Annotated in this window: 12 protein-coding genes and 1 pseudogene; 6 read left to right on the top strand and 7 right to left on the bottom strand. The window is 62.7% G+C overall.

Annotated elements, in window-relative coordinates; translation table 11 throughout:
- The first annotated feature begins 57 nt into the window (after positions 1 to 57).
- The 5 genes from U4Z64_RS07750 to U4Z64_RS07730 all read left to right on the top strand — a co-directional run bounded on the left by U4Z64_RS07750 (position 58) and on the right by U4Z64_RS07730 (position 6,000).
- Positions 58 to 1,272, top strand: a complete 1,215-nt coding sequence (locus tag U4Z64_RS07750) for a CoA transferase (RefSeq protein ID WP_321819600.1) — start codon at positions 58 to 60, stop codon at positions 1,270 to 1,272.
- Positions 1,273 to 1,357: 85 nt separating this feature from the next.
- Positions 1,358 to 2,113 carry an acetoacetate decarboxylase gene (locus U4Z64_RS07745; protein ID WP_060172462.1) on the top strand — a complete coding sequence of 252 codons (756 nt, stop codon included), beginning with the start codon at positions 1,358 to 1,360 and terminating at the stop codon, positions 2,111 to 2,113.
- Between the two features lie 21 nt (positions 2,114 to 2,134).
- Positions 2,135 to 3,340: an acyl-CoA dehydrogenase family protein gene (locus tag U4Z64_RS07740; RefSeq protein WP_060172464.1), complete on the top strand. Its 1,206-nt coding sequence runs from the start codon at positions 2,135 to 2,137 to the stop codon at positions 3,338 to 3,340.
- Positions 3,341 to 3,368: 28 nt separating this feature from the next.
- A complete protein-coding gene (locus U4Z64_RS07735; protein WP_321819599.1) occupies positions 3,369 to 4,304 on the top strand; it encodes a 3-hydroxyacyl-CoA dehydrogenase NAD-binding domain-containing protein in 936 nt (311 codons plus the stop codon).
- A 211-nt stretch (positions 4,305 to 4,515) separates the two neighbouring features.
- Positions 4,516 to 6,000: a mechanosensitive ion channel family protein gene (locus tag U4Z64_RS07730; RefSeq protein WP_321819598.1), complete on the top strand. Its 1,485-nt coding sequence runs from the start codon at positions 4,516 to 4,518 to the stop codon at positions 5,998 to 6,000.
- A gap of 107 nt (positions 6,001 to 6,107) precedes the next feature.
- On the opposite strand, the gene U4Z64_RS07725 is transcribed toward U4Z64_RS07730, so the two are convergent.
- The 7 genes and pseudogenes from U4Z64_RS07725 to U4Z64_RS37595 all read right to left on the bottom strand — a co-directional run.
- Positions 6,108 to 7,619: an NADH-quinone oxidoreductase subunit M gene (locus tag U4Z64_RS07725; RefSeq protein ID WP_321819597.1), complete on the bottom strand. Its 1,512-nt coding sequence runs from the start codon at positions 7,617 to 7,619 to the stop codon at positions 6,108 to 6,110.
- Between the two features lie 232 nt (positions 7,620 to 7,851).
- Positions 7,852 to 8,787 carry an electron transfer flavoprotein subunit alpha/FixB family protein gene (locus U4Z64_RS07720; protein WP_321819596.1) on the bottom strand — a complete coding sequence of 312 codons (936 nt, stop codon included), beginning with the start codon at positions 8,785 to 8,787 and terminating at the stop codon, positions 7,852 to 7,854.
- Between the two features lie 16 nt (positions 8,788 to 8,803).
- The gene (locus tag U4Z64_RS07715) at positions 8,804 to 9,553 is read right to left on the bottom strand and encodes an electron transfer flavoprotein subunit beta/FixA family protein (RefSeq protein ID WP_119337178.1); all 750 of its coding nucleotides are present in this window, start codon (positions 9,551 to 9,553) and stop codon (positions 8,804 to 8,806) included.
- A 201-nt stretch (positions 9,554 to 9,754) separates the two neighbouring features.
- Complete coding sequence (locus U4Z64_RS07710) at positions 9,755 to 11,452, bottom strand: electron transfer flavoprotein-ubiquinone oxidoreductase (RefSeq protein ID WP_321819595.1); 1,698 nt, start codon at positions 11,450 to 11,452, stop codon at positions 9,755 to 9,757.
- A 13-nt stretch (positions 11,453 to 11,465) separates the two neighbouring features.
- Positions 11,466 to 13,256 carry an acyl-CoA dehydrogenase gene (locus U4Z64_RS07705; protein ID WP_321819594.1) on the bottom strand — a complete coding sequence of 597 codons (1,791 nt, stop codon included), beginning with the start codon at positions 13,254 to 13,256 and terminating at the stop codon, positions 11,466 to 11,468.
- A gap of 562 nt (positions 13,257 to 13,818) precedes the next feature.
- Positions 13,819 to 13,950, bottom strand: coding sequence for a helix-turn-helix domain-containing protein (locus U4Z64_RS37600; protein WP_415750308.1), 132 nt, complete (start codon positions 13,948 to 13,950; stop codon positions 13,819 to 13,821).
- 210 nt (positions 13,951 to 14,160) lie between these two features.
- Positions 14,161 to 14,640, bottom strand: a pseudogene (locus tag U4Z64_RS37595) (PucR family transcriptional regulator); the annotation flags it as partial.
- 670 nt (positions 14,641 to 15,310) lie between these two features.
- On the opposite strand from U4Z64_RS37595, the gene U4Z64_RS07695 reads away from it, so the two are divergent.
- A complete protein-coding gene (locus U4Z64_RS07695) occupies positions 15,311 to 16,543 on the top strand; it encodes a CoA transferase (RefSeq protein ID WP_321819593.1) in 1,233 nt (410 codons plus the stop codon).
- Positions 16,544 to 16,576 lie beyond the last annotated feature (33 nt).

Below are 16,576 nucleotides of genomic sequence, written 5' to 3'. Positions count from 1 at the left end.
ACGCCGCTCCTCTCTCAACCTCGAATTCGGAAGACTTCCATGTCAGACGGAAAACACGTGTTTTCAGGCCTCAAGGTACTCGACCTCGCGAGCTACATTGCCGGCCCCGCGGCCACGACGATCCTCGCCGACTTCGGCGCGGATGTCATCAAGATCGAGCCGCCCGGCACCGGGGACGTCTATCGCTTCTTTTCGATCATTCCCCCGAACCCCGTCGCCGACACGAACTACGCGTGGCAGTTGACGAACCGCAACAAGCGCAGCATCGCGCTCGATCTCAAATCGGAAGGTGCGCGCGAAGTGCTGACGCGCCTCGTTCGGTGGGCCGACGTCCTGGTCGTCAATTTCCCGCCGCGCGTGCGGGCCGCGCTGGGCGTCACCTACGATGACCTCGCGCCGCTCAACCCGAAGTTGATCTACGCCGACATTACCGGCTACGGCGCGCAGGGCCCGGAAGCCGATACCCCGGGCTTCGACGTCACGGCGTACTGGGCACGTTCCGGCCTCATGGAAGTCACCCACGACGCCGGTAGCCCGCCGACGCTTCCCATTCCCGGCATCGGCGATCACGCGACAGCGACGACCCTCTATGCCGCGATCGTCACGGCGCTTTACGAGCGCACCAGGACCGGCAAGGGCGGCCACGTCACGACTTCCCTGATCGCCAATGGCATCTGGGCCGCAGGGGCATGGGTCGAAGGCGGACTTAACGGCGGCAAGTTTTTCCCGCAGCATGACCGCAAAAGCCCCCCGAATGCGCTGCTCAATCCGTACCAGACGAGCGACGGGCGCTGGATCCTGCTGGTCGCCGCGCAACGCAAGGAATGGGCGCCCTTCGTCCGTGCAATCAACAGGCCCGAACTTCTGGACGATCCCCGCTTCGCCGACGAACAACTGCGCGTGAAAAACGCAGCCGCGCTGGTCGACATCCTCGATCCGTTGTTCGCCGGTCAAACGCTGGCCTTCTGGAAACAGGCGCTCACCGCCGAGCGCGTGATTTTCGGTGTCGTTCAGATCGCCGAGGAAATCATCAACGATCCGCAACTCGAGATCAACGGGATCGTCGTGCCGCTCGAGGTGCCGGGGCAACCTGCCACGAAGACGGTCAGCAATCCGATCCATATCGCGAGTCAGCAGAAGGTCAAGCCTGTCGCGGCGCCGCATCTTGGCGAACACGGCACGGAGATCCTGGCCGAAATGGGCTTCGACGATGCCGAGATCGCCCGTCTGCAGGACGCGGGCGTGGTCGCCCGCTTCGGCGACGAGACCTGACACATCGCGCGGCCACATGGCTTGAATGCCTCCCCTGGCAACCCCCACCGGCTGGCCGACGCCAGCCGCACACACGGAGCCTTTCATGACTGAAGACGAAATCCGCGCTCACGCGTATGCCATGCCGATCGGCAGCCCGGCTTATCCGAAGCCGCCGTTCCGGTTCATCGATCGCGAATTCATCATCATCACCTATCGCACCGATCCCGAAGCGCTGGCTCGTGTGGTACCCGCTCCGCTGCTTCCGACCGAACCGATCGTCAAATACGAGTTCATCAAGATGCCGGACTCGAGCGGCCTCGGTTCCTACACCGAATCGGGCCAGGTCGTCCCCGTATCGTTCAACGGTGCACCCGGCGGCTTCACGCATGCGATGTACCTCGACAGCGAAGCCGGCATCGCTTCCGGCCGCGAATTGCTCGGCTTTCCGAAGGTACTCGCCCAGCCGAAGCTCGAAATCCGCAACGACGCGCTGGTGGGCACGCTCGACTACAACGGCGTGCGGGTCGCGACCGCGACCATGGGATACAAGTACGAGCCGCTGGATCTCGCCGCCGTCAAGAAGACCCTCGAAGCGCCCGGCTTCCTGCTGAAGATCCTGCCGCACGTCGACGGCTCGGCCCGCGTCTGCGAGCTGGTCAAGTATTACGTGAGCGACATCACCGTGAAGGGTGCGTGGACCGGGCCCGCCTCCCTGGAACTGCATCCGCATTGTTTCGCGCCGGTCGCCAAGCTGCCGGTGCTCGAGGTGCTGTCCGCCATCCACATCCTCACCGATCTGACGATCGCGGGCGCGGAAGTCGTCCACGACTATCTGCAGGCACCCGCGAACGCATCCTGAAACCGTATCAAGGACATCACCATGACCGCCCCCTCGAAGCCCAACCACCCGCTTCCGGCTCCCGATAGCGACTTCTACCTGATTCGCGAGTTCCTCAGCGAGGACGAACGCGCACTGCTGAAGCGCGTGCGCACGTTCATGGAAGAACGCGTTGCGCCTGTAATCAACAAGTTCTGGGCCGCGGATGCGTTCCCGTTCGAGTTGATTCCCGAAATCAGGGACCTCAACATCGTCGGCGTCGGATTCGAAGGCTACGGCTGCGCCGGCGGCAGCACGCTTCTCGATGGCTTCATCGCGATGGAGCTCGCGCGCGTCGACTCGTCCATCTCGACCTTCTACGGCGTCCATAGCGGTCTGGCCATGGGGTCGATCTATCTCGGCGGATCGGAGGAGCAGAAACAGAAATGGCTGCCCCCGATGGCACGGCTGGAGAAGATCGGGTGCTTCGGATTGACCGAGCCGCTGGTCGGTTCGGGTGCCGGCGGCGGCCTGCTGACCACGGCCAAGCGCGAAGGCGATACGTGGGTGCTCAACGGCCAGAAGCGGTGGATCGGCAACTCGCCGTGGTGCGACATCTCGATCATCTGGGCACGCGATGTCGACGACAATCAGGTCAAGGGATTCATCGTCGAGAACAAGACGACCCCCGGCTTCTCCGTCGAAAAGATCGAGAACAAGATCGCACTTCGTGTCGTACAGAACGGCGTGATCACGCTCGACAACTGCCGTGTTCCCGAAGAGAACCGCCTTCAGGGCGACGTGTCGTTTCGCGACACGGCACGCGTGCTGCGCCTCACCCGTCAATACGTCGCGTGGGAAGCCGTCGGTTGCAGCATGGGCGCCTATGAACACGCGCTGCGTTACGCGCAGACCCGCGAGCAGTTCGGCCGCCCGATCGCGTCGTTCCAGATGATCCAGGATCACCTCGCCAAGATGCTCGGCAATATCACCGCGTCGCAATGCATGGTCGTACGGCTCGCCGAGTTGCAGGACGAGGGCAAGCTGCTCGACCAGCAGTCGTCGCTGGCCAAGGCGTTCTGCACGAGCCGCATGCGCGAAACCGTGGCGTGGGCGCGCGAGATCTTCGGCGGCAACGGCATCGTTCTCGACTACAACGTCGCACGTTTCTTCGCCGACGCGGAAGCACTCTACTCGTACGAAGGCACGCGCGAAATGAATCACCTGATCGTCGGCAAGGCGGTTACCGGTTTCAGCGCGTTCGTCTGACCTCACTCCATTCGAAGGATCAAAAGCCATGAGCAAGGAAATCAAACGCGTCGCCATCATCGGCACCGGTGTCATCGGCGCAAGCTGGGCCGCGCTGTTTCTGGCCAAGGGCCTGGATGTCGTGGCGACCGACATCGCCCCGGATGCCGAGCCGAAACTCCGGGCATTCATCGATGCAGCCTGGCCCGCTCTCGAGCAGTTCGGGCTCGCGCCGAATGCATCCCGGGAGCGCCTGCAGTTCACCGCCAATCTCGACGAAGCGGTTACCGGCAGTGATTTCGTGCAGGAAAACGGCCCCGAACGGATCGACTTCAAGAAGGAGCTCTACAAGCATCTCGACGCCATTCTGGCACCGGACGCAATCATCGCGTCGAGCTCTTCGGGCCTGACGATGAGCGAGATCCAGTCGGCCTGCGAGCGCCACCCCGAGCGCTGCGTGATCGGCCATCCGTTCAATCCGCCGCACCTGATTCCGCTCGTCGAAATCGTCGGCGGCGCGAAGACGTCACGGGAAACGATCGAACGGGCGACTGCGTTTTACACGGGCCTGGGCAAAAAGACCATCCAGCTCAACAAGGAAGTGCCGGGCCACGTCGCCAATCGCCTCCAGGCCGCACTCTGGCGCGAGATCGTGCACCTGATCTCCGAAGACGTCGTGAGCGTCGAGGATGCCGATACCGCGGTGTGCTGGGGGCCGGGCCTGCGTTGGGGCATCATGGGTCCGAACATGTTGTTCCATCTTGGCGGCGGTCAAGGCGGCATCGAACACTTCTTCGACCAGTTCACCGGCCCGATGACTGCGTGGTGGAACGTGCTCGGTTCGCCGAAGATCACGCCCGAACTTCGTCAGAAGGTGATAGCGGGTGTTCATGAAGAGGTCGCCGGCAAGTCGATCGACCAACTGGCGGCCCGCCGCGACGAAGTGCTGCTTGGTCTTCTTGCCCTGCGACGAGACGCAAACTAAAGCTGCCGTTGCCGTGACTGCTGGGCCGACTGGCCCAGCGGCACGTATCCTTTGCCATCCCGATGTATCGAGCGCGCTTGTCGTCAGCCGCGCTCGACTCGGCGATGCGCTGGCGAGACAAATACACGCGTGCCATGTATCGCGCGTTCCGTGCGGGCGCTGACTCGGCCCGCGTCAGTTCGCTGCTGAATGAATTCGAACGAGGACAGTGGTGAATCTGACGCTTATCTCCGCCGCGATGCTGATCGCAATCACGGTTGCCGGCGTGCTCGGGCTTCGGCATTTTTCTGACAAAGTTCGAATCAGCTTCGATGTAGCCTGTTTTCTCGCCATCAGTATTTATTTTCACGGGCAAGGTATCGTCCTTCCCGTATTCCCCCCGCTGCAGGCCCCCGCAGACACCGAAAGCATGTGGCTGCGCGCAATCGGCGGCGCATGGTGGCTGCTAGGCTCGAGGATCGTGGTCGCCGGCCTGTCGTTCGGATTTCATCGAGACCGGAACTCGCGAGGCGCCAGGCTTTTTTCCGACTTGTTCGCCGCCGCCGTCTATCTTGGGACCGCCGCTACCGTGCTGAACTCGGTCTACGCACTGCCGGTGACAGGCGTGGTGGCCACTTCGGGCGTCGTGGCGATCGTCCTCGGTCTCGCGCTTCAAAACACGCTAGCCGATGTCTTTTCCGGAATCGCCGTTGGCGTCGAAGCGCCGTTTGGCGTCGGAGACCGGATTCAGATTGCGGACAGGATCGAAGGTATCGTCGCACAGATCAACTGGCGCTCGATCCGGATCCATACCGATGGCGACGACATCGCAATTATCCCGAACAGCTTGATCGCCAAGGCGGAGATCGTCAACAGGAGCTTCCCGAGTCAACGCAGGGCGGCATCCGTCGAAGTCGCCTGTGCGGAAAGCGCGTCTCCCGAACGCGTCATCGAAGCGCTTTCTCAAGCGACGCTCGTTTGCCCCGACATCCTTCGAATACCCGCTCCCAAAGCCGTCCTCAGTCAGCTCGGAACGGACCGGAACATTTATCGAATCTCGTTTTTCGTCGCCAACACGCAGCACCTGTCGTCCACCAAGGACACCCTGCTGCGAGCCGTGCACCGTCAGTTGCACTATGCGGGCCATCTCACCCACGATAACTCGGGCAAAACCGTATCAGCCGAAGCGGCAAACAAACTGTTTGCGGTGCGCCGACTTATTCGCGACGTCGTCTTGTTCGAGTGCCTCGACGAACAGCAACTCGACAGTCTCGCCAGTCGTTTCGGGTTACTTCGCCTGGAACCAGGCGAATTGCTTTTTTCGCAAGGCGCAGAGGACGACGGGCTCTATGTCGTCGCATCAGGCATTCTCGAATTGACGCGGACGTCCGGTTCCGCTGACGGGACGATCGGCCGCATCAGTGCCGGTGAGTATGTCGGCGAAATCGGCATGCTCACGGCAGCGCCGCACGCAGCCACTGCGGCGGCACTCACCTATTGCACAATTTATCGTCTCCCGCGTGAAGCAATCGCCCCGCTACTGGCACAGAACGTCGAGCTCGCAGCCGCATTCGCCCAATCGGTTCGCCGCGGAATGCAAATCCTCCATCGCGATGTCGCGGTTCGCGCATCTCCGGACATCGGGGCGAAAGGTCAACTGCTGCTACGCATTCGCAACATGTTTCATTTCGACAGCAATCCCGCTCAGAAAACGTAGCGCGTTACCCGTTCCATACGCCCCCTGCGTACGCCGGCACATGAAGTGTTCCGAATCGACGCCGAGCCCTCGGTTACTACGTTCACTTTCCGCGAAATGGCGGTGCCCTAGCGAACCGTCATGCTTTCACCGAGGCGTGACGTTTCCGTGAGCTTGGATCGCATCGAATCCTGAACGACGGCCGATGTCGTCTGCTCCAGGGTCGCGATGAAGTACTTGGGTGCCACACCCAGTCCGAGTACGATGACTGCCAGCGGAACGAGCAGTGCGCGCTCCCGCCGGCTAAGATCCGCGAGTCGCGCAACGCGCTCGTTCTTGACGGCGCCGAATATTACCTGCCTGACGCCACGCAGCGTATAGGCCGCACCGAGGATGAGCGTCAGTGCAGCAGCGCCCCCGATCCAGAAATTCGACTTGATCGCGCCCATGATCACAAGAAACTCTCCAACGAATCCCGAGGTGCCGGGTAGCCCGAGATTGGCCATGGAAAACAGCACTGCCAGGGTCGCATAGCGGGGCATGACGTTCGCGACACCACCGAGCGCATCGAGCGAACGTGTCTGCATCCGTTCATACAACATCCCTGTGCATATCAGCAGCGCTCCCGAAACGAGACCGTATGAAATCATCTGGACGATCGCACCCTCGACGGCAATCTGGTTGAACAGGAACAAGCCGAGCGTGACGAGCCCCATATGCGCAATCGTCGAATACGCCAGCAAGGCGGTCAGTTCCGTCTGGACCAAAGCGATGAGGCTCGCATAAACGACCGTGAACAGCGATATCGCGATCATCGCGGGCGCAAGGATGCGGCTCGCGTCCGGTGCAATCGGCAGCATGAACCTCAGGAACCCATATCCGCCGATCTTGACCATCCCCAGCATGATTGCCGCGCCGATCGGCCCCTCCGCGTAGGCGTTCTTCAGCCAGCCATGGACCGGCCACATCGGCAGCTTCACCGCGAAGGCTGCGAGGAACCCACAGAAAATCAGCAGTTGCGGCACGAGATCGAGCTTCATCTCATGCCAGACGTGCATATCGAAAGTATGGGAGAGGCCGAATAGATACAGCATCGAGGCCAGCAACAGAAGCGAACCGGTGAACGACATGAAGAAGAACTTCACGGCCGCGTACGAACGGTGCTTGCCGCCCCACGCTCCGATCAGGAGATACAGCGGAATCAGCGTCGATTCGAAAAACACGAAGAACAGCATCCCGTCGAGCGACACGAACACGCCGACCATCAATCCGGAGAGGATCAGCACGGCACCAAAATACTGAGCGACGCGTGTCGTAACGGCCTTCCATGATGCGCCCACGATCAACAGCGTCGTGAGCGCGGTCAGTACGACCATCCAGAGCGACACTCCGTCCACGCCCACTCGCCAGCTTATTCCGAGCGGTTCCAGCCATGGCCGGTTCTCCACGAACTGCATCGCCGGCACTTGCGTATCGAATTCAATCAATAGCGGCATCGTAGCTGCAAGCCCGGCCAGCGCGCCTGCAAGCGCCAGCATACGCGTCAGCGTCGGACGACAATCCGATCCCGCGAAGCGAACTGCTATGCCAAATAACACTGGCGTCCATACGGACAGGGTAACAAAGGGGATTGGATGCATGCGGTATGCGTGCTCACTAAATCAGATTTCTTAACTCAGATAGCATTCCGAAGTTATCAATGGCCAGCACTTCCCGGCTTACTTACCTTCAGTCTCTATCTCTTTCCGATCGTTCTGAATGTCCGGCCGACAACCTGCTGTCGACCGGAAAACGTCGGACTCGAAGGCCTCGCGGTCCCCGACACGATCTTCGCGTCCGGAACCGATCGGGCCTGTCCAGTTTCTGAAGGTATCAGCCGAGCTCAGCGACGAGCTCGGGCACGAGCGCGAACAGATCGCCAACGATGCCGTAGTCGGCCACGCTGAAGATCGGAGCTTCCGGATCCTTGTTGATCGCCACGATCACCTTCGAATCCTTCATACCGGCCAGATGCTGGATCGCGCCCGAGATGCCCACCGCGATGTACAGCTGCGGTGCGACGATCTTGCCGGTCTGGCCGACCTGGTAGTCGTTCGGCACGTAGCCGGCGTCGACAGCCGCGCGCGATGCGCCGAGCGCCGCCGACAGTTTGTCCGCCAGCGGCTCCAGCACCTTCGTGTAGTTCTCGCCGCTGCCCAGACCACGACCGCCCGACACGATGATCTTCGCGCTGGTCAGTTCCGGACGGTCCAGCTTCGTCACTTCACGGCTCACGAATTGCGACTTGCCTGCGTCTGCTGCGGCTTCGATCTTCTCGACCGCTGCGCTGCCGCCTTCCGCTGCCACCGGATCGAAGCCCGTCGCACGCACCGTGATGACCTTGATCGGGTCGCTCGACTGCACCGTCGCGATCGCGTTGCCCGCGTAGATCGGGCGCTCGAACGTGTCGGCCGAGTCGACTGCCGTGATGTCCGAGATCTGCGCGACGTCCAGCTTCGCGGCAATACGCGGCGCGATGTTCTTGCCGTAGGCCGTCGCCGGCGCGAGGATGTGCGAGTAGTCCTTCGCGATGTTCAGTGCGGTCGCTTCGAGGTTTTCCGCCAGGCCTTCGGCCAGTTGCGGCGCGTCGGCCAGCAGCACCTTCGAGACACCTGCGATCTTCGCTGCCGCGTCGGCAGCCGCTTGCGCGTTGTGGCCCGCGACCAGCACGTGGATGTCGCCGCCGATCTTCGCAGCCGCTGCCACCGTATTCAGCGTCGCGGCCTTGATCGACGCGTTGTCGTGTTCTGCAATCACCAGAATCGTCATTTCTTTGCGCTCCCTCTTACAGCACCTTGGCTTCGGTCTTCAGCTTCTCGACCAGCGTCTTCACGTCCGGCACCTTCACGCCGGCCGCGCGCTTCGGCGGCTCGGCCACCTTCAGCGTCTTCAGACGCGGCGCGACGTCCACGCCCAGGTCTTCCGGTTTCACGGTTTCCAGCGGCTTCTTCTTCGCCTTCATGATGTTCGGCAGCGTCACGTAGCGCGGCTCGTTCAGGCGCAGGTCGGTCGTCACGACCGCCGGCAGCGTCAGCGACAGCGTTTCCGCGCCGCCGTCGACTTCGCGGGCGACCGTCGCCTTGCCGTCGGCCACCGTCACCTTCGACGCGAACGTCGCTTGCGGGAGACCTGCCAGCGCGGCCAGCATCTGGCCCGTCTGGTTCGAATCGTCGTCGATCGCCTGCTTACCGAGGATCACCAGCTGCGGCTGTTCCTTGTCGACCAGCGCCTTCAGGATCTTCGCGACGGCCAGCGGCTCGACGCTGTCGTTCGATTCGACGAGGATCGCGCGATCCGCGCCGATCGCCAGCGCCGTGCGCAGCGTTTCCTGCGCTTGCGTGACGCCCACCGACACCGCGATCACTTCGGTCGCGACGCCCGCTTCCTTCAGGCGCACCGCTTCTTCCACCGCGATTTCGTCGAACGGGTTCATCGACATCTTCACGTTCGCGATGTCGACGCCCGTGTTGTCCGACTTCACGCCAACTTTGACATTCGCGTCAACGACTCTCTTTACTGCAACAAAAATCTTCAAGGCATTCTCCTGAATATCAACACCACCACATTCACCAGGGGCATTGGAAAGACAAACCTGTACTACGCGGCCCCCGCCACCTTTTACGATTTGACATGTATGCGTGCCACCCTCCATGCGGCGCCTGTATATGCGTTCGTGAAGAACATCGACGAGCACCGGGTAGCCACTCATGTCATCCAGCCCCACGGGCGCGATGCGTTACATGTTCGGGTAATTCGGCCCGCCGCCGCCTTCCGGCGTGACCCACACGATGTTCTGCGTCGGGTCCTTGATGTCGCAGGTCTTGCAGTGCACGCAGTTCTGCGCGTTGATCACGAGTCGATCGCTGCCGTCGTCGTTCTTCACGAACTCGTACACCGCCGCCGGGCAGAAGCGCGCCTCCGGTCCCGCGTAGGTCCGCAGGTTCACGTTCACCGGCACGCTCGCGTCCTTCAGCGTCAGGTGCGCCGGCTGATTCTCCTCGTGGTTCGTGTTCGAGATGAACACCGACGACAACCTGTCGAACGTCAGCTTGCCGTCCGGCTTCGGATACTCGATCGGCGTGCACTGCGACGCCGGCTTCAGCATCTCGTGGTCCGCATGCTTGTGATGCAGTGTCCACGGCACGTTGCCGCCCATCACCTTCTGTTCCAGCCCGACCATCAGCGTGCCGAGGTACAGGCCCTTCGCCATCCACTGCTTGAAGTTGCGCGCGCGGTACAGCTCCGTGTACAGCCATGATTGCTTGAAGGCATCCGGATATGCGTTCAACTCGTCGCTCTGACGGCCGGCCTGCAGCGCGTCGAACGCGGCATCGGCGGCCAGCATGCCGGTCTTGATCGCCGCATGGCTGCCCTTGATCCGCGACGCGTTCAGGAAACCCGCGTCGTCGCCGATCAACGCGCCGCCCGGGAACACCGTCTTCGGCAGCGACAGCAGGCCGCCCGCCGTGATCGCGCGCGCGCCGTACGACACGCGCTTGCCGCCTTCGAGGAACGCGCGGATCGACGGATGCGTCTTGTAGCGCTGGAATTCCTCGAACGGCGACAGGTACGGGTTCGTGTAGCCCAGGCCCACCACGAAGCCGACCACCACCTGGTTGTTGTCCATGTGATACAGGAACGAGCCGCCGTACGTATCCGACTTCAGCGGCCAGCCGGCCGTGTGGATTACGAGGCCCGGCTTGTGCTTCGCCGGATCGATTTCCCACAGTTCCTTGATCCCGATCCCGTACGCCTGCGGATCGGCGTTCGCATCGAGCTTGTACTTCGCGATCAGTTGCCGCCCCAGATGGCCGCGGCAGCCTTCGGCGAACAGCGTGTATTTCGCGTGCAGCTCCATGCCGAGCTGGAAGTTCTCGGTCGGCTCGCCGTCCTTGCCCACGCCCATGTTGCCGGTCGCAACGCCCTTCACCGAGCCGTCGTCGTTGTACAGGATCTCGGCGGCCGGGAAGCCCGGGAAGATCTCGACGCCCAGTGCTTCGGCCTGCTGACCCAGCCAGCGCGTGACGTTGCCCAGCGAAATCACGTAGTTGCCGTGGTTCTGGAAGTTGGCGGGCAATGCCCAGTTCGGCGTGGTGACCGCGCCCTTCTCGGACAGAAACAGGAAGCGGTCTTCCGTCACCTCGACGTCGAGCGGCGCGCCGCGTTCCTTCCAGTCGGGGAACAGTTCGGTGATCGCGCGCGGGTCCATCACCGCGCCCGACAGGATGTGCGCGCCGATCTCGGAACCCTTCTCGAGCACGCACACACCGATCTCGGTGCCTTTCTCGGCGGCCAGCTGCTTGAGCCGGATCGCCGCCGACAGCCCGGCGGGGCCGCCGCCGACGATCACGACGTCGTATTCCATCGATTCGCGTGGGCCGTATTGCTGAACGAGTTCGGCCGTACGGCGCGTGCAACGATCTATCGCTTCCATGATGGCGCCCAGTTCAGAACTGATCTTCCGACAGGGTCAGGATGCCTTCCCCGCCCTTCACGCTGACGATCGATGCGCTCAACCCCAGCGCCTGCGGCAGGATGAATTCTGCGAAGCACTGCGCGGTAGCGATCTTGGCGCCGTAGAACGACGGATCCTCCGCTTGCTTGTGCAACGCAACCAGCATTGCACGCGCCATCTGCCACCCGCTCAGCACGATGCCGGCCAGCTTCAGATACGACACGCTACCGGCGAATACGCCATTGGGATCGCGCTTCGTATTCGCAACGACATGCTCGACCGCCGTCTTCAGCGCCTGTGCACCCGCCTCGAGATGTCGACGCATCGACTCGAATGGCGCGCCTTGCACGGCCGCAAGCGCATCGACGGTCTTGCCGATCTCGGCGAGCAGTGCCGAGGCCACCGCGCCGCCGTCACGCAACGTCTTGCGTCCCACGAGGTCGTTCGCCTGGATCGCCGTCGTGCCTTCATAGATGGTCAGAATGCGCGCGTCGCGGTAGTACTGTGCCGCACCCGTTTCCTCGATGAAACCCATCCCGCCGTGCACCTGCACACCCAGGCTTGTCGCTTCCAGCGATGCTTCCGTACTCCAGCCCTTGACGATCGGCACCAGGAATTCGTAGATCGCCTCGTTCCGGGCACGCGTCGCTTCGTCAGGATGGCCGTGTGCGAGATCGCTATGCGCGGCCGCCACATACGCCAGTGCCCGTGCGCCTTCGGTCAGCGCACGCATCGTGCCGAGCATGCGGCGTACGTCCGGATGATGAATGATCGTTACCGACTCCTTGGCCGACCCGTCCACCGGGCGGCTCTGTACGCGCTCCTTTGCATATTGCACTGCCTGCTGATAGGCGCGGTCGGAGATACCGATGCCCTGCATCCCGACCGAGAACCGCGCTGCGTTCATCATGATGAACATGTATTCGAGGCCGCGATTCTCTTCGCCGACCAGGTAGCCGATCGCGCCGCCGTTATCGCCGTACTGCAGCACCGCCGTCGGGCTCGCCTTGATCCCGAGCTTGTGCTCGATCGACACGCAGTGCACATCGTTGCGCGCGCCCAGCGAGCCGTCGTCGTTGACCAGGAACTTCGGCACGATGAACAGCGAGATGCCCTTCACGCCTTCCGGCGCGCTCGGCGTGCGCGCCAGCACCAGGTGGACGATGTTGTCCGCCATGTCGTGCTCGCCCCACGTGATGAAGATCTTCGTGCCGAACACCTTGTACGATCCGTCGCCCTGCGGCTCGGCGCGCGAGCGCACCAGCGCCAGGTCCGAACCGGCCTGCGGCTCGGTCAGGTTCATCGTGCCGGTCCATTCGCCCGAGATCAGCTTCGGCAGATAGCGTTGCTTTTGCTCGTCGGCACCTGCCGTCAGCAGCGCCTCGATCGCACCGTCGGTCAGCAACGGGCACAGAGCAAAGGCGAGGTTCGATGCATCCAGCATTTCGGCACACGGCGTCGCGAGCAGCTTCGGCAGGCCTTGACCGCCGAATTCAACCGGATGCTTCACGCCTTGCCAGCCGCCTGCCGTAAATTGGCGGAACGCGTCAGCGAAGCCCGGCGATGCCGTCACGGCACCGTCCTTCCAGATCGTCCCGTTCCGGTCACCCGACACGTTGAGCGGCGCCACGACTTCGCCGCAGAATTTCGCGGACTCCTCGATGACGGCCTGAGCGGTTTCAGCCGTGGCATCTTCGAAGCCCGGCAGCGTGGCGATCTGTTCCAGGTCCGCCAGTTCGTTAATCGCAAAGAGGATGTCTTTGACCGGGGCGATATAGCTCATCGCGCATCTCCACATTTTGTGATGCGTGCAATAACACGCGGGAAGACGCGCTACGGGTCGAGCGCGTCCGAGTGATGCGCTCATCCTAGTCCCGGCCCTGGCTTATCCGGATACCCAAACCTGCCCAATGACTGACAAAACACGCCAAATCAATGCGAATCCTCAAACCTGCGCACAGGTTGACGCGATTTGTCACTTCCGAGACCGATTCGGTCACTGCCGACGGCCCCTTCCGAACGCGGATACCCGGTGCGGCGATCGGGCTCCGTTGGTTGGCTGTCGCCGACACATACGCACGATGAGCCGATTCGACCGCAATGCGATGGAGATGAAATGGAGAAACTGGCGCCAGGCAATCGCGACAAAGCGCGTCGCGCCCGGCGGCGACGACTCGTTGCCGCGCAGCACGACAACTGGCATGGAGTGCTACAAGTCATGCGACGGGTAGCCGCACACGGCGCTGTCATCGGCGCGCGTTCGCGGCCGGGCCGGTCGCCTGATATGACAATTGATGCCTCGATTTGCCGGCGGTTCGACGAAGACCTCGCCGCGCGTCGAGCCTCTATGCGCGCGCCCCCCGAAGCTTCAGCGCGATCTCGAGCCGAGCGATCCAGGCGGCGTCGTCGAGTTTCGCACCGGTAATGTTTTCCACACGTTCGAGTCGATGGTCCAGCGTGTTCGGGTGGATATCCAGCGCGGCGGCCGTAACCTTGCGGCGTTGCCGGTTCGCAAAGAACGTCTCCAGCGTCGCAATGATTTCCGGCTCTCCCGCCAGTTCCTCGATCAACGACAGCAGGTAGTTCAGCGCGCCGTCATTGCCGCGCACACACTCCTCGAGGACGATGTCCGAATAGCGATGCGCGCGATGCCCTGCATTTGCGCTCTGGCCGAATGCCAGTGCGCGAATCGCCTCCTCCGCGGACGCCGCCCAGCCTTTCGCCCCGATGCTCGCCAGACCGATGCCGACCGACGCGTCGGATGACGCACTGCCGAGCCATGCACCCACGCTGCCCGCGACCCGCCTGTCGCTCGCGCTGGCAGATTCGTCATGGAGGCACGGCGCCCACACGATCAGCCGATCCCGATGCCAGACGTCGAGCAGGCTGTCCCGGGGCGTTTTCAGGTGCCGTGCGACGGCGAGCACCAGTCGGTCGGTCTCCTCCTCCGCATGCAGCGCACTGCGATCCAGGTGCGCCGATTCGATCGCGATTGCGATTCGGCGCATCGTGGGATCGAGCCCCAGCGCCTTGGTGGCCTTGCGGAACGCGTCGTCGTCGACCGTGTGGTTGAAGATGATTTCATGCAGTTGATAACGCAGCGACTCTTTCCAGCGCGCCTGCTGATACTGCTCGTCGAGATAGGCACGCGAGATCAACTGCGCCATCTCGTCGAAAAAATCCATCAGGTACGGCGAGATCACGAAGAACAGCTCGTCGCGCAACTCATCGCATGCGCTGCCGAGCTCGGCACAACTACGCCACACCTCCCTCACCCCGACGCGAAATGCACGCAGCAGCGACGGCAGCGGAATGCCCTGGTGGACGCGCCGGCGGCCGCACTCCTGGAACACCTCGAGATCCTTGTCCGACGGAAATGAGCCGGTAAATACGGACTCGAACCACAGTCGCTCCGACAACGCGATCGACGCCATGATGTCCTGCCTGACCGCGGCCGACAGATCTTCGTAGCCCTCGATGCGAATCAGGGCCGCATAGGTCCGATCGATCACTTCCGTCGGATTCAGCGTCAATTCCCGAATCTTGTCGCGCATTAGTGCCGACGTTTCCGGAATCTGGACATGTCCTATATGCATCTTTCCTCTTCTTTCGGTTCGGCGGCGCTCGGCCGCCATCGCGGGCTTCCAGGGGCAATCCGGTCGACGCACCGCGCCGAACGACACCCGTCGCCCGACGGGGCGTTGTGAAAAGTTCCATTCGGAACGCCCAGTTCTCCCATTTCGCCGCCCGGGGGCGACCGGATAACGTTCACAGCAAGCCGATCGGACATTGCGTCCGATTGACGGATATGTCCCCGTGTCACTCGCCAGAGGCCCCATGCAAACCCCCGAGAGTATATTTTCCGGCCTGAAGGTCGTCGATTTCGCCAGCTACATTGCCGGACCGGCAGCGACGACGATTCTTTCAGATTTCGGCGCCACGGTCATCAAAGTGGAGCCGCCCGGCACGGGCGACCCCTATCGGCATTTCTACGCGATCCCGCCGAACCCGATCAGCGAACACAACTACGCGTGGCAACTGACCAACCGCAACAAACGCGGCCTCGCCCTCGACCTCAAGTCGCCCGCCGCTCGCGACATCGTCACCCGCCTCGCCCAATGGGCGGACGTCATCGTCGTCAACTTCCCGCCGAAGATCAAGGAAAAGCTCGGCCTCACCTATGAGGCACTCGCGCCGCTCAACGAGCGCCTCGTCTACGCCGACCTCACCGGCTACGGCACGAAAGGCCCGGAAGCCGACAAGCCCGGCTTCGACATCACCGCCTACTGGGCGCGCACCGGTCTGATGCAGGTCACGCGCGACGGCGACAGCCCGCCGACGCTGCCGGTGCCGGGCATCGGCGATCACGCGACCGCGAGCACGCTGTATTCCGCGATCGTGACAGGCCTTTATCGACGCGAAAAAACCGGCAAGGGCAGCCACGTCAGCACCTCGCTGATCGCCGAAGGCGCATGGGCAGCCGCCGCGTGGATCGAAGGCGGCCTCAATGGCGCGCGCTATCGCGAGCGGCAGGGCCGCAAGTCGCCGCCGAACGCGCTGCTGAACCCGTATCGCACCGCCGACGATCGGTGGCTCCTGGTCGTGCTGCCGGCGAGCAAGGACTGGCCGCTGCTCGTCAACGCAATGCAGTTGCCCGCGCTGCTCGACGATCCGCGCTTCGCCAACGAGGCGGCCCGCGCAGAAAACGCGGCCGCACTCGTCGCGATTCTCGACGAAGCGTTTGCCCGGCAGCCGCTCGAGTACTGGAAGAAGACCTTCGACGCAGGCCGCGTGATCTACGGCGTCGTCCAGATTGCGGACGAAATCATCAACGACCGGCAAATGTACGAGAACGACATCTTCGTGCCGCTCGCCGAGCCGACCGGCAAAGCGACGCACACGGTGAACAGCCCCGTCCAGGTCGCGGGCGTGCAGAAGGTCTCGCCCGGGCCTGCACCGCAGCTCGGCGAACACAGCGATAGCGTGCTCGCCGAGCTCGGTTACGGCGCCGACGAAATCGCCCGACTGCTGGCCGAAGGCGTCGTATCGAAGCACGGCACGAGCGCATGACGCGTCAGCCGTTCGACTCTCCCTCGAATTGAC

The sequence above is a fragment of the Burkholderia sp. BCC1996 genome, assembly GCF_905339955.1.
In the GTDB taxonomy this organism is placed as follows: Bacteria; Pseudomonadota; Gammaproteobacteria; order Burkholderiales; family Burkholderiaceae; genus Burkholderia.
The sequence above is the reverse complement of the archived record's forward strand: the minus strand, read 5'-3'. Positions and strand labels throughout refer to the sequence as shown.

Coding starts and splice junctions, on each gene's coding strand:
- U4Z64_RS07745 (WP_060172462.1), top strand. CDS start 1,358: ATGACTGAAGACGAAATCCGCGCTCACGCGTATGCCATGCCGATCGGC.
- U4Z64_RS07740 (WP_060172464.1), top strand. CDS start 2,135: ATGACCGCCCCCTCGAAGCCCAACCACCCGCTTCCGGCTCCCGATAGC.
- U4Z64_RS07735 (WP_321819599.1), top strand. CDS start 3,369: ATGAGCAAGGAAATCAAACGCGTCGCCATCATCGGCACCGGTGTCATC.
- U4Z64_RS07725 (WP_321819597.1), bottom strand. CDS start 7,619: ATGCATCCAATCCCCTTTGTTACCCTGTCCGTATGGACGCCAGTGTTA.
- U4Z64_RS07720 (WP_321819596.1), bottom strand. CDS start 8,787: ATGACGATTCTGGTGATTGCAGAACACGACAACGCGTCGATCAAGGCC.
- U4Z64_RS07710 (WP_321819595.1), bottom strand. CDS start 11,452: ATGGAAGCGATAGATCGTTGCACGCGCCGTACGGCCGAACTCGTTCAG.
- U4Z64_RS07705 (WP_321819594.1), bottom strand. CDS start 13,256: ATGAGCTATATCGCCCCGGTCAAAGACATCCTCTTTGCGATTAACGAA.
- U4Z64_RS07695 (WP_321819593.1), top strand. CDS start 15,311: ATGCAAACCCCCGAGAGTATATTTTCCGGCCTGAAGGTCGTCGATTTC.